The organism is Heyndrickxia faecalis, assembly GCF_040267745.1.
Taxonomy (GTDB): domain Bacteria; phylum Bacillota; class Bacilli; order Bacillales; family Bacillaceae_C; genus Weizmannia; species Weizmannia faecalis.
Genome location: NZ_CP158453.1, coordinates 2,975,104 through 2,988,007, shown reverse-complemented (window position 1 = coordinate 2,988,007; position 12,904 = coordinate 2,975,104). Strand labels below are relative to the sequence as shown.

The window sequence follows — 12,904 nt, the reverse complement described above, 5'->3', positions numbered from 1 at the left end:
TAAAGGGATTTCCGGGCATGTAAAAGTTCCGGGATCCCGCGTTTTCCGGGCTTACCTGGCTGTTTGTCATTCGTATATTGGGATTTTTTTTTCACGCTCTTTAAAAAGAGAGCGGCGTCTCCTTATCACCCGGCGGTCTTCAATATCCCGTGTATGCCGGAATGTTTCATCAGCGGTATTCAATCCCATGTATCCCTGGAATGTTTCATGAATAGGCGTTTTGGCGCCCTTTACGGTCCGGAAGGCGTTCCTCGAAGCTGCTGAGTTTCGCAAGCTCCTTACCGGTCTTCAAAAGGCAGGCGCAACGGGAGGAAGAAACCGGTGATTCGGTTTTTTACCCACTCCGCTGCTATTTGCGGGTGGTAATTCTTTTCAAACCGCCAGCCGCGCACAAACACGGTATAGGAAAGGTCGTTCCGTTTGTAAAAGCGCATCTTTTTTCTGCCGGCTTCCCGTTTGACTTGAGCGAGGCAGGATGAAATTTGCAAGAGCATTTGGTCCGTTGCAAAAAGATAAGGCTCTTTAAATTTTAACAGGCTTGCCCGGATCGCTCTCTGGTCCCGTTCCAGCGTCCTTTTGGCAAGCGGCAGGAGGATAAATGCCTCGATCAGCTTTTCTTCTTCCTCGGTTAAGATTTGCGGCATACGGATCACCTGTCCCCATTATATAAACAAACGTACGTTCCTGTCAATGCTTACTTGGTTTTAAGGGGATGGGTTGTTATAATAATGTTCACCCTATTCGCCAACGAGGCGAATGCATCCTATTACTTAAAAAGGAAAATGAAGAGATGAATGGAAAAGACGGAGATTTTGCGAAAGGCTGTCTGATTGGCATTGGCTTGTCCATTCCGGTATGGGCTTTTGTAATATGGGTTTTGTTCAGGCTGTTTTGAGCGTTCCGTTTTCCGCGGCTGCTTTTGTAAAAGCAGGTTGCCTTCGCTTCGGCCGGGGGGCAAGTGCCGGCAACGATCTGCGGCAGGTAACAGGTTATATTGCCTTTGCTCCCGTTTGAATGGAAAGCCGGTAAAAGAGCAAAAGCGGTGGCCGGATCACCTTCCATCTAAGCCCCTGGTTATCCGTTGCAGCTATAGGGATCCATTGCCTTCGCTTGTCCGAATAGACATTTTTTGTTCCGCCAAAGCGGGCAGCCTCTCCCCTTTGTTTAGCATATGCAGTTACCGGGTATTTTTACAATAGACAAGCAGTGATGCTAAGGAACATTAATCCAACCGGGAGGAGGGCACCAAATGGATTACAACAAGGACAAAAAAGGCGACTCGCCGGAACAACAGGAAAAACAGCATCATAACAAAGACATAGAGCCGGAAAGATCTCCGGTAAAACCGCAGGAAAAGCAAAAATAAAAATTGAAAAGGGCAGGCTCCGGACAACGGGGCCTGCCTGTCTTTATTGTTCCATATTGGTCACCATGTTGTGGACCTTGTCGCGTTCTGCCTGGCTAACATTAAGATAGTAAATGCCGTCAATGGTTGTACTGTTGCCTTTAACTTCATAGTCTGTCGTATTTTGGCGGCAGTCGCGGTAGTTCATCGCAATGTTTTTCATATCATCAAGTGTCAGGTTTGTTTTGACATTGTTCTGGATCGCAGCCAGGATTTCCTGATAACGCGAGAAAGACTGGATGGTCGCCGCTTTGTTAATGACGGCCATAATGACGTCACGCTGGCGCTGGTTACGGCCAAAGTCACCTTGAGGATCAAGGTGGCGCATTCTTACATAACCGAGCGCTTTTTTGCCGGTATCCAATGTAATGTTCCCTTTGGCATAATAGTAGCCTTTTTTATAATACCCTTCGTCATGCCAGCTGATTTTATTGTAGACGGTTACACCGCCGACAGCGTCAACAAGGTCAGCCAGTCCTTCCATGTTTATGCGTATGTACTGGTCAAGATTTAAATCGGCAAATTTGTTTACTGTATCCAGTGCCATTTTTGGCCCGCCATAAGCGTAAGCCGCATTTATCTTATTCAATGTCCCCTTGCCCACGATTTCTGTCCTCGTATCACGCGGAATGGAAATCATCTGCATGGCTTTTTTTTGCGGGTTCAGGGTAAGAATAATGACCGTATCGGATCTTCCTACATCTCCGGCCCGTTCATCCACACCGAGTAAAAGAATGGAGATGGGTTTTTCGCTTTTAATTTTTTCTGTATTCTTCTCGGATGGTTTCACGGATTTGCTGTCATACATTTTATCTGCGGCATTTTGGACAGAATGGTAGACGTAATAGGCGAACCCTCCGCCCCCGATCACGATGATCGCTAAGAGAATCCCGAGTGTGATGAATATTTTCTTCTTCATTTTTTCGACCCTTTTCTTTGAATTTTTTATTTAATCTAATCGCTATCATATCATGGTTTTTCCAAATTGTTAACGGGGATTTTTCGTTTATGCAATGGTCCGGCCTTTCTCTTGTTATTTATGGGGAAAAGAAGAGGAATTGGGCGTGAATGAAATGTAGCGAAAATGGCCGCAAGAAAAACGGTTTGGATTGGGACGCGTGAGGGAACGAAAAAGAGGAGAGGCACGTATGGAGACATGAAAATGCCAGGCCCGGGCGAAGCAGAATAGATGTCTGTTTTGAGTGCAGGCATGAGAAGGGACTGGACGAAGGAAAAAAGGAGCACGCGGCCAAATGCGCCGATTTTTTTCACCTTTTGCCTGCGGGCTTCCGTTTCCCAAGTTTGCATGCATTTTTTCGCACTCTGTTTTACACGGGTGCTTCTGTATTGCTTAAGGCTTTCAATTTCGGTATGATAATGGCACGATATGAGACAGATTTGACCAGAGGGGGGCGCTTGTGGGAGAGCTTTTGAGAAATCGGTTTGTCCGGATGGTATTTGTATCCGCGTTGTTTTTGCAGGTGGGCATTTGGGTGCGGAATTTTGCCGTCCTGTTGTTTGTGACAGAAAAAACAAACGGCGACCCGTTTGCCGTTTCCATGATTTCAGTGGCGGAGTTCCTGCCCATTTTCATTTTTAGCTTTATCGGCGGGACATTTGCGGACCGCTGGCAGCCGAAGAAAACAATGGTTTGGTGTGATTTGCTGAGTGCCGTGTCCATTTTTGGCGTCATCGGCGCGCTTGTTTTTGGCTCGTGGCAGTCCGTCTTTTTTGCAACACTGATTTCCTCGATTTTGTCGCAGTTTTCGCAACCGTCCGGGATGAAACTGTTTAAAATGCATCTTGAGGAACGCCTGATCCAGCAGGCAATGGCCGTTTACCAGACCATTTTTGCTGTTTTTATGATTCTTGGCCCGGTGGTCGGCACGTTTGCCTATGAAAGGTTTGGAATCGATTATTCTATTTTGATAACCGGTCTCGCTTTCCTGTTTTCCGCCGCGAGTTTGTCATTTATCCCGAAAGACCAGGCCATGAAAAAGAAGGAAAAAGTGTCGAATATTTTCCAGGAAATGAAGAGCGGGATTCGCTATGTTTTGTCTAAAAAGGAATTGCGGCTGCTGGGACTTGGTTTTCTGGCGGCAGGGCTTGGCGTCGGTTTTATCCAACCGATGAATATTTTTCTCGTAACGGACCGTCTCGGCCTGCCGAAAGAGAACCTGCAATGGCTTGTGATGGTGAATGGCATTGGGATGATTACAGGCGGGGCTTTTTCCATGGCCTTTTCAAAATCTGCTTCACCGCAAAAAATGCTGTTCACCGGTATGCTTGCAAATGCCATTGGGCTTGCGGTAATCGGTGCTTCGACTTCGCTTTGGTTGACACTCGCCGCCGAACTCGTTTCGGGCTTTTTCATGCCGAGCATCCAGATCGGCATTAACACGCTGATCCTGCAAAATACGGAATCCGATTTTATTGGCAGGGTGAACGGCATTTTGAGCCCGCTTTTCACTGGCTCCATGGTGGTGACCATGAGCCTTGCGGGGGCATTGAAGGAATGGTTTTCGATCACGGCTGTTTTCGAACTTGCTGCGTTGTTTTTCATTATCGGGCTGTGCTTTGTTTTTCCAATGTTGAAAACAGGCGTGCCGGGGAATGCAGAATCGAAGGGAGAATAGCGGCAGCAGTGCCCGTTTGCTGCCCGCTGCCGTTAACCGGAAAAATTTGATGCAAATAGGAATGAGCGGCGTGCCCGCGGCCATTCGCTGAAAAAGTCAGTGATCAAACAGCAGTGACAAGTGTCTCGAACGCCAGCGAAAAAAATTCGGAGGGCGTGCCCGATCTGTTCGCGTACAAATTAGCCAATCAAAAGGCAATGAGCTGTTTTCTCATTGCCTTTATTTTTTACCGCCCCATACAATGGCCTGGCACATTAGGTTAAAGCGATATGCCGTTCATTCATCCTCTGAAAATCACCATGTTGATCGTATGTTGTTTATCATTACCCGCTTGGCGCAGCGGGGGCAGCAACGGAATAAGAATCTTGATTTTAAGGGATGATAAAGCATTTCATTTTCATGCTTATGGTAAAATGAATATAATTGGGAGCGCTTTAACGGAGGGGATTAGAATGAAAACATACCATATCGCGGCGATCCCGGGCGACGGGATTGGAAAAGAAGTGGTGCCGGCTGCCATCCGTGTGCTGCATGCGGCAGCGGAACGGCATGGCGGAATCCGGTTCGAATTCACGGCGTTCCCGTGGAGCTGTGATTATTATCTTGATCAGGGAAAAATGATGCCGGATAACGGGCTTGAGATTTTAAAAGATTATGAGGCTATTTTTCTCGGGGCAGTCGGCAATCCAAGGCTTGTGCCGGATCATGTGTCGCTTTGGGGCCTTTTGCTGAAAATCCGGCGCGGCTTCGAACAGGTGCTGAATATCCGGCCTGCAAAGTATTTCAAAGGGCTGCAGTCCCCGTTAAGGGACCCGAAAGATTTTGATTTCATTGTCGTGCGTGAAAACAGTGAAGGGGAGTACAGCGAGGTTGGCGGCAGAATTCATCGCAGTGAAGACGAAATTGCGATCCAGAATGCAATTTTTACAAGAAAAGGAACAGAGCGGGCGATGCGATATGCGTTTGAACTGGCGCAAAAACGCGGCCGACACCTGACCAGTGCAACGAAATCAAACGGCATTTTCCACACAATGCCTTTTTGGGACGAGGTGTTCAGCCAGGTAAAGGCTGGCTATCCGGATGTGGCTGTAAACAGCATGCATATTGATGCGCTGTCTGCTTTTCTGGTGATGAAGCCGGAGACTTTTGATGTCATTGTTGCGAGCAATTTATTCGGGGATATTTTAACAGATATTGGCGGCGCGATTATGGGCAGTATCGGCATTGCGCCGTCCGCGAACATCAATTTGGACGGGAAATATCCTTCCATGTTTGAACCTGTCCACGGCTCGGCGCCGGATATTGCAGGAAAAGGCATTGCCAACCCAATAGGCCAAATTTGGACAGCTAAAATGATGCTCGATCATTTTGGCGAAACAGAAATGGGTGAAACGATAATGGATGCAATCGAATGGACGATTGAAAAAGGCATCAAAACCCCGGACATCGGCGGAACGGCAACAACAGAAGAAGTAACAGAAGCAGTTTGCCGGCGCATTTTACAAACTTAAAGAAAGCGAAGCCTGTATAAAAATAATTGGTCTGAGCCGGGAGCCCGCGGCTGAGCGTTACCGGAAGATGAGTGAAGAAGTGAAATGCAGGCTTGGTGGGCTGCCTTCGTCGAAATATATCCTTTGCAGCGTGGATTTTGCGGAAATGGAGCAATTGCAGGTATGTGACTAAACAAATGAATAACGACCGGACCGGGAGATGATCCATCCGGAAAAAGGGAGGGGCTTGCACATAAGCCCCTCCCTTTCAGATCCCCTTCATCCGTTCCGGCAGGTTTTGGATCGATTCAATCACCGCATCAAGCTTGGCCTCAATCCGGTACAGCAAAAAGACGGTGACAGCGACCGGAAACCCGACTTCACTGATGAGCGACACCATTTCATGCATTTCTCCTCTCCCCCTGTAAAATCAAGAGCCCCCGTTCCGAAAACGGGAACCGGGGGCAAAAGATTACGCCAGTGTATATTCAGTAATGTTTTGCTCAATAAGACGTGCACCTTTCATGCTGGAGAGCGCCGTGCCGGATGAGCTGACCAGCACGCCTGAGCCGAGCATCTGAGCCATGGCGTTTTTCACTTTCACCGTATCGATGGGTTCTGCCGGCTCATCGACTGCAACCCTCACTGTTTTGTTATCCTGCGTTAAAAACTGAAGTTCCAAAGTTTTCATCTATCCATTCCCCCTTTTTTTATTTCACTCACTGATATCGTTCAAGTCAGTGCGTGTTACACGGACAAGCGCTTTTTGCTGCAGTGAAGCATATGCGTCTGCAAATTGCCGGATCGCATCGGGTGTTGCAGAGGCAGCCACATTGGCGAACGACTTCGCTTTGGTTACCGGTTTTCCATTTTCATTCACCCCGTTATCAAAGATTAATGAAATGCGGGAACTTGTTAAATGGACTTGTGCCATTCCCGCTCACCCCCTTTCACTCCTTATATAGCGGCTGAATAGAAAAAAGGGTACTTTTTTGTTGAAAAGAGAGAAACAGGGAGAGGAGGCGGGCAGTGCAACAGAGGCAGGACAATCGTTTTAGAAAATAATCCTCTTGGTTAAACAAAGCCGAACCATATGACAGGACTTTTGTAAATGAAATGGAAACAGTAGCGCCAGGGCTACAGCCGCGGCCGAAAACTCCACCATCCAGCGGGAATATGAAAAATTTCCCGCTGCTTTAACAGACATGCCCCCAAAGTGTGCAGGGCGGCCCTTAAGAAATTCTCCCAAAGGTTGCACAAAAAACGTCTTTTCAAAAAGCGGTACGGCCCCTGCTGTTGCAAAAGAATCCGCTCAGCAGGATGAAACAGCCAAGCAAATGGGAACAAGGACGGTTAAAAAACTCCGCTCTTCTTTTTCCTGAACCGGACAGCCAAAATTCGGCCTGCTGTGCTAGAATGAAAGAAGCAACTTTTTAAAATTGCCGGGTTGCCCGGACAAAGGTGCAGGAGGAATTTCATTGAGAATGTTCAGACGGGCATTATCCTTGCCTATTATACTATCGCTATTGTTTATACTGCCGGCCGGGGTATTCGGTGCAGGCGGAAGCGCGTCGGCTCAGGATTATTATAAACTTGTCAGCAACGAGTCTGCCTCAAGCCTTTCGACAGAGCCGACTGGCACCTTCAAGGTTGTGAACCTGGCAGCGCTCCGTCAAAAGTTAAAGAGCAACGTTTACCGGATTGATTACCAGAAGCCATTTGATCTATTAAAATATTTAAGCCTTCGGAAGTATTCCGTTCGCATGGATACGAAAAGGGCCCGTCTTCCCCGGGTGGGAGATACGAAAAAATTCTGGGTGTCCAATCTTGCCAGCAATAAAGATTATCAAATAAGTGCTAAGCTTTTATACAGCGGTCCGCATGCGGATGTCTGGGTATACAATAACCAGCTGAACGACGCCCAGGCTGCCCAGCTTGGAAAAGAATTTGACAACCGTATTTATGCGCTCGATACAAAATATTTCGGCATGCCATCCGATGTTGATGGAAATGGGAAAGTGAATATTCTTTGTTATGACATCCAGGACGGATTTGACGGCTCGGGCGGATATGTTGCCGGCTATTTTTACCCGCTTGACCTTTTTGATGCCGACACTTCCAACAAGTCGGAAATCTTTTATATTGACACGTACCCGCTTATGGGGACGGGGACATCGAAAAATGTAACCGAAGCGTATTCAACACTCGCCCATGAGTTTCAGCATATGATCTCTTTTAACCAGAAAGTGTTCGTCCAGCACCATTGGGATACGTTTGATACATGGATTGACGAAGGGATGTCCATGGCCGCAGAGCAAATTTATACCGGAAAGCCGCTTTCCGATCGGATTGATGATTATAACAACGATGCTTCAATTACAAATGGCCACTCGCTTCTCTACTGGGATAGTAACGGGGATGTGCTTGCCAATTATTCCTTGTCCTATTTGTTCATGGAGTATTTGAAAATTCAATGCGGACAAGGCGATGCCATTTTCAAAAAAATCATGGACGATCCGAACACGAATGAAAAAGCCATCGAGGATGTGATCCGAAAATACATTGACCCGAACCTGACTTTCGGGCAGTTTATGACCGATTTCCGGGCCGCGCTCGTGTTAAAGCAGACAAACGGATTATACGGGTTTAAAGGGGATGCCGCGTTCAAGCCGCTCCGAATTAAAACTTACAACGGCAGTTCATTGAAGCTAAAAGGCGGCGGGGCGGTTGTGAAAAAGCTGTCTTCACCAAGCCGCTTTTCCGTTCCGTCTGGAAAAGGACGGGATATGACATATACGCTCTTGTCGGGAAATATCGGCGGCAAGGCGCAGCAACCGAAAACACCGAAAGTATGGACTGTCGGCGATAATAGCACATCCATTTCCGGCAGCTCCGACCCGGGGATCGAAGTAGCCATTATGAAGAACGGAAAAATACTTGCCCGCGGCACAGCGGACGGGAAAGGATATTTTAAAGTCCCGGTTTTAAAGCAAAAAGCCGGAACCGTCCTTTATGTCTACACAGAGGCCGGTTTAAAAAGCAGCAAAGTGAAAGTTATAGTAAAAGACAAAACGGCACCGGGCATGCCGACTGCCGGCAATGTCACAACGAAGTCCACGCATGTTGTGGGTAAAGCGGAAAAATCAGCAGTTGTCTATGTATACCGCGGCAGCAAACAGATCGGCAAAGCCACAGTAAATGCCAAAGGCGCATACAGTGTAAGAATCAGCAAACAGAAAAAAGGCACGAAGCTTTCCATTTTCGCGAAAGACAGAGCCGGAAACAAAAGCAAAACAAGAACGGTTACGGTAAGGTGAAAGAAAGTAAAAGTTTTGCTTGGCCGAAAAAATTGCGTAGTGATTAAAAAACTTGATGCTTGCCGATTGGATGATTTATTGATGAATGGTAAGTTTTTATAGGAATACGAAAAAACGGCAGCTCATCCGGCTGCCGTTTTTTCAATCAGTCACCGCCGTATCCGGTAAATTCGCGGTCAGGCGTGTGATGGAAAAGATGGTGTAAATATTTATGGAAGAACCATTCGCCGGCTGCAATGACGATGCTCGAAGCCAGCGCCGCCCATAACAGATTGTCCATGTCCGGGGCGAGTGATCTGCCCATCAGCCACACGACAAGGTACGCCAGAACAAAATCGGCGACGGTCGCCATGATATTTCTTTGCGTATTCTCTTCCCGTTCATTTTCCCGTTTGAAAATCATTAAATCTCCCAGGACATATGCGAGAATGGTCAGTACTACACTGGTGGCGATCATATCGCCAAACGGCATGTTGAAGATGGCGGATAAAATGATGCCCAACACAACTGCGACCATAATAAACTTTATCACTAACGCCTTTGCATGATCCATAACGGTCCCTCCTTTTAGTGTTTGTACTATATCATTACCCGCTTCTGCAGCCGTTAATCGGGAAATGAAGGCATTCTGCACAGAAAATCTTTCCAATTGTAACTTTTAATGCGGGTTCTTAAAATGCTGCAAATTGCCTTCTGCTTGCCGCACTTTCCTTTTTTGAAATGCCAGGCCGGGATTGGTAAGTACGATAAACAAAAAGGTATGTCTAAAAGCTTGATGCCATGCTTTATTGAAAAAAGCGGCAATCATGTTAATGGCGAGAAAGCAGAAACTTGATCCCGGATTCCTTTTTCCGTTACTTCATTTTTTCCAGTAATGATTTCCGTTGCGCTAAGGAAAGAGTTTAGGTTAAAGTGAAACCGTTTCCATATTAATATTGAATTAAGGCAAGCGGCTGATAAAGCGGAGCATTAAACAGTGTTTAAGGATTACAGCAAGTTACTCTTTGTGATCAACAGTAAGTAACAATGATGGATATTATGCGACAAAAAGGGTGAAGAAACGACAATTTTTAAACTAAGGGTGATGACATTGAACATAGAAGAAATCAGTTTTCAAATTATTTTAAATGGTGGAAACGCCCGAAGCTTAGCTGCGGAGTCCATAAATCATGCTAAAGCTGGTGAGTTTAAATTAGCTGAACAAAAAATTGAAGAAGCCAACGAAGCCATGACAATCGCTCATCGTTTTCAAACAGACCTAATAAAGGGGGAGGCCAGTGGGGAAAAATTTGAAATCAGTATATTGCTGATACACGCACAGGACCATTTAATGAATGCCATGACAGTAATTGACCTGGCAAAAGAAATCATTGAACTTTATAAAAAAACAAATGAACTTGAATGTCGAAAGTGCTAACAAATTTGCCAAGTTTGCTGTTTGAAAAATGGATGATTGGCGGCACAAGCGGGCCATTAAAAGCAACGGAAGTCATTAATTCATTGATAAGCAAGTTTAAATCACAATAAAAAACCAATTGGAGGCATTTATGATGAAAAAAGCATTAATTATTTGTGCAGCAGGTATGTCATCTTCTTTAATGGCGAAGAAGACAACGGAATTTTTTAAAACAAAAGGTAAGGAAATTGAAGTCGATGCTGTTTCAGCAAATGAAGGCAATAAGATGATTGAAAAGGGGGACTTTGATTTATATTTAGTCAGCCCACAAACAAAGATGTATTTTCAAAAACTTAAGGAAGCCGGAGAACGCGTAGGAAAGCCAGTTGTAAACATTCCGCCACAAGCCTATATTCCGATTCCAATGGGTGTTGAAAAATTAGGAAATTTAATCTTACAAGAACTGCCAAAAGATTGATTTGCTTATGAGAAAATGGGTCTTCGCTATTTACAATGCACTCACCCGGAAATGCCAAAATTTATGGATAGTCGGAAGGAAGGTGATCTTCAAGCAAGATACCCGTTAAGATGTCTTTTGGATTGGAGGTAATGGATTGCTTAAGCTTTAACGAGTAGCGGGGAGCCATATTTTTAATAAATGAGGGATTTTTATGAATGACGTAGAAAGAGCATTATTTGAAAAAAATCAAAAAAACCAGATGCTTAAATCGATGTACTATAACCGATATTTGCTTGTCAGATATGTTACCGCAATCTTTTTCTTTACGAATGTATATTGGTTAATTTCATTGGTCATGAGTCATTCGCCACTATACCTTCTTCCATTAGCGTTGATCATCGTTGTCATATTGAGCGTTGCGGAACAAGTAAAGATTTACAGCAGCCCGACAAATCATGCAAGATACACAAAGTTTTGCTTTATGACTTTGCTCATTGCAAATGTAATTTTGCTGTTGCCAAGTTGTTTTTCTTCATCTTTCGCTCATTTATATCCATTTTTAATCAATCAAAACAAGTCAAAAGGATTAATTTTAGCTGTTTTGATTGCCGGGACATTTTTAAGCGTTTTCATCCTTTATCGGTTATACCAAATTAAACATGATGAAGATAAGCATTTTCAACGCATCAAAGAATATGAAAAAGCGATTCGTTAACAATAGAAAAGAGGGGTCTATATGTCAGAACAAAATAAGGCATTTACTTTTCTTGAAAAGTATCTAATGGGTCCTATGGGGAAAATTGCATCTTTTCGTTTTGTCCGGGCGGTAATGGCAGCCGGGATGGCTTCAATACCATTTACAATAGTAGGGTCAATGTTCCTGGTGTTGAACGTATTGCCGCAGACTTTAACATTTTTGCAAGGTTTTTTCGATAATACTTTCTTTAGAATTAGTGACTTGTATATGCTGGCGAATAAAGCAACAATGGGAATTTTAGCATTATATTTCAACCTTGTTATTGGTTATGAGTATACAAAAATATACGCTGAAGAAGAAGGGATAAATGTAAACCCGCTAAATGGGGCTTTATTATCCATGTTTGCTTTCTTCATGACGATTCCGGAATTGGTTTCAGGTGGTGGAAAAATGTCACTTGTACAAAAAATGAATGACACCACCCATATTATTTTCGGTTGGGAAATGGGTGACAGTGGTGTAAGCCGTTTAGGTTCTTCAGGTATATTTACGGCCATTATTGTTTCTGTTATTGCTGTACAGTTGTACCGGTTATGTGTAAAACAAAATTGGGTGATTAAAATGCCGGAAGCTGTTCCGGAAGGGGTATCCAGATCGTTCACAGCTTTAATCCCTGCATTTTTAGTCGCTTTTGTGATCTTAATCATCAATGGTATTTTTGTAGCTTTAGGTACAGATATATTTAAAGTTGTCGCTGTTCCATTTAGCTTTGTTACGAATATCGCAAGCAGCTGGCTGGGATTGATGGTGATTTACTTCTTAATCCATGCACTCTGGATCGTAGGTATTCACGGGGCGAATATTATCGGAGCCTTCCTGACGCCAATTACTTTGGCAAATATGGAAGCCAATATTCATGGGGCAAATATTCCATTCGCCGGCGAGTTCCAAAATTCATTTGTCATTATGGGCGGTTCCGGATCGACTTTAGGATTATGTATCTTTATTGCATTTTTAGCCCGGTCACAGCAATTGAGAATACTGGGAAAAGCATCCCTTGCTCCTGGCATCTTTAATATTAATGAACCAATATTGTTTGGACTACCGATTGTTTATAATCCATACCTGGCTATCCCGTTCTTCTTAGCACCTATGGCTACAGCTACAATTGGTTATTTTGCGATCAAACTGCACATTGTTGCGCCACTTATCGCCCAAGTGCCGTGGCCAACGCCAATCGGTATCGGGGCTTTCGTTGGAACAGGCGGGAGTATTATGGCGCCAGTTGTCTCACTCATTTGTGGTGTGGTCGCGTTTATCATATATCTTCCGTTCATCAGAATATATGATAAGAAGTTAGTTGAACAAGAAAAAGGTGGAGAATCTGTACTCTGATCCTAATCTTGGAATAGAAGAATAAGATGTAGAAATATCCTATGAAAACGATGTTGCACTGCGGGTGAATGAATGAAGGCGGTTCTTCATAGGAAAATCGCCTTCTTA

14 protein-coding genes are annotated in these 12,904 nt (G+C 44.7%); 8 read left to right on the top strand and 6 right to left on the bottom strand.

The window, feature by feature from the left end; translation table 11 throughout:
* Positions 1 to 278: 278 nt before the first annotated feature.
* Positions 279 to 644 carry a hypothetical protein gene (locus ABR335_RS14385; RefSeq protein WP_014096071.1) on the bottom strand — a complete coding sequence of 122 codons (366 nt, stop codon included), beginning with the start codon at positions 642 to 644 and terminating at the stop codon, positions 279 to 281.
* A 765-nt stretch (positions 645 to 1,409) separates the two neighbouring features.
* Positions 1,410 to 2,324 (bottom strand): LCP family protein, encoded by a 915-nt coding sequence (locus ABR335_RS14380; RefSeq protein WP_350346292.1) that lies wholly within the window; start codon positions 2,322 to 2,324, stop codon positions 1,410 to 1,412.
* 499 nt (positions 2,325 to 2,823) lie between these two features.
* On the opposite strand from ABR335_RS14380, the gene ABR335_RS14375 reads away from it, so the two are divergent.
* Both ABR335_RS14375 and ABR335_RS14370 read left to right on the top strand, forming a co-directional pair.
* Positions 2,824 to 4,041, top strand: coding sequence for an MFS transporter (locus ABR335_RS14375; protein ID WP_017551947.1), 1,218 nt, complete (start codon positions 2,824 to 2,826; stop codon positions 4,039 to 4,041).
* A 452-nt stretch (positions 4,042 to 4,493) separates the two neighbouring features.
* Entirely contained in the window at positions 4,494 to 5,552 is a 1,059-nt protein-coding gene (locus tag ABR335_RS14370; RefSeq protein ID WP_017551948.1) for a tartrate dehydrogenase, read from the top strand.
* Between the two features lie 247 nt (positions 5,553 to 5,799).
* Here the strand turns inward: ABR335_RS14370 and ABR335_RS14365 are convergent, their stop codons facing one another.
* From ABR335_RS14365 to ABR335_RS14355, 3 genes are all read right to left on the bottom strand, one after another.
* Entirely contained in the window at positions 5,800 to 5,940 is a 141-nt protein-coding gene (locus ABR335_RS14365; protein WP_013858438.1) for a YvrJ family protein, read from the bottom strand.
* A gap of 63 nt (positions 5,941 to 6,003) precedes the next feature.
* Positions 6,004 to 6,222 (bottom strand): DUF2922 domain-containing protein, encoded by a 219-nt coding sequence (locus ABR335_RS14360; RefSeq protein ID WP_035182427.1) that lies wholly within the window; start codon positions 6,220 to 6,222, stop codon positions 6,004 to 6,006.
* 24 nt (positions 6,223 to 6,246) lie between these two features.
* Positions 6,247 to 6,465 (bottom strand): DUF1659 domain-containing protein, encoded by a 219-nt coding sequence (locus tag ABR335_RS14355; protein WP_017551951.1) that lies wholly within the window; start codon positions 6,463 to 6,465, stop codon positions 6,247 to 6,249.
* A 544-nt stretch (positions 6,466 to 7,009) separates the two neighbouring features.
* Here ABR335_RS14355 and ABR335_RS14350 point away from each other — a divergent pair.
* Positions 7,010 to 8,848, top strand: coding sequence for an Ig-like domain-containing protein (locus tag ABR335_RS14350; RefSeq protein WP_017551953.1), 1,839 nt, complete (start codon positions 7,010 to 7,012; stop codon positions 8,846 to 8,848).
* A gap of 145 nt (positions 8,849 to 8,993) precedes the next feature.
* On the opposite strand, the gene ABR335_RS14345 is transcribed toward ABR335_RS14350, so the two are convergent.
* Positions 8,994 to 9,401, bottom strand: coding sequence for a YndM family protein (locus tag ABR335_RS14345; RefSeq protein WP_017551954.1), 408 nt, complete (start codon positions 9,399 to 9,401; stop codon positions 8,994 to 8,996).
* Between the two features lie 123 nt (positions 9,402 to 9,524).
* On the opposite strand from ABR335_RS14345, the gene ABR335_RS14340 reads away from it, so the two are divergent.
* The 5 genes from ABR335_RS14340 (at position 9,525) to celB (ending at position 12,796) form a co-directional block, all read left to right on the top strand.
* Positions 9,525 to 9,683 carry a hypothetical protein gene (locus ABR335_RS14340; RefSeq protein ID WP_155641199.1) on the top strand — a complete coding sequence of 53 codons (159 nt, stop codon included), beginning with the start codon at positions 9,525 to 9,527 and terminating at the stop codon, positions 9,681 to 9,683.
* Between the two features lie 249 nt (positions 9,684 to 9,932).
* The gene (locus ABR335_RS14335; RefSeq protein WP_035317082.1) at positions 9,933 to 10,265 is read left to right on the top strand and encodes a PTS lactose/cellobiose transporter subunit IIA; all 333 of its coding nucleotides are present in this window, start codon (positions 9,933 to 9,935) and stop codon (positions 10,263 to 10,265) included.
* Positions 10,266 to 10,398: 133 nt separating this feature from the next.
* Positions 10,399 to 10,722: a PTS cellobiose transporter subunit IIB gene (locus ABR335_RS14330; protein ID WP_017552257.1), complete on the top strand. Its 324-nt coding sequence runs from the start codon at positions 10,399 to 10,401 to the stop codon at positions 10,720 to 10,722.
* A 193-nt stretch (positions 10,723 to 10,915) separates the two neighbouring features.
* Positions 10,916 to 11,419 carry a hypothetical protein gene (locus ABR335_RS14325; RefSeq protein ID WP_350346291.1) on the top strand — a complete coding sequence of 168 codons (504 nt, stop codon included), beginning with the start codon at positions 10,916 to 10,918 and terminating at the stop codon, positions 11,417 to 11,419.
* A gap of 21 nt (positions 11,420 to 11,440) precedes the next feature.
* On the top strand, positions 11,441 to 12,796 hold the full coding sequence (gene celB, locus ABR335_RS14320) for a PTS cellobiose transporter subunit IIC (RefSeq protein ID WP_350346290.1): 1,356 nt from the start codon (positions 11,441 to 11,443) through the stop codon (positions 12,794 to 12,796).
* Positions 12,797 to 12,904 lie beyond the last annotated feature (108 nt).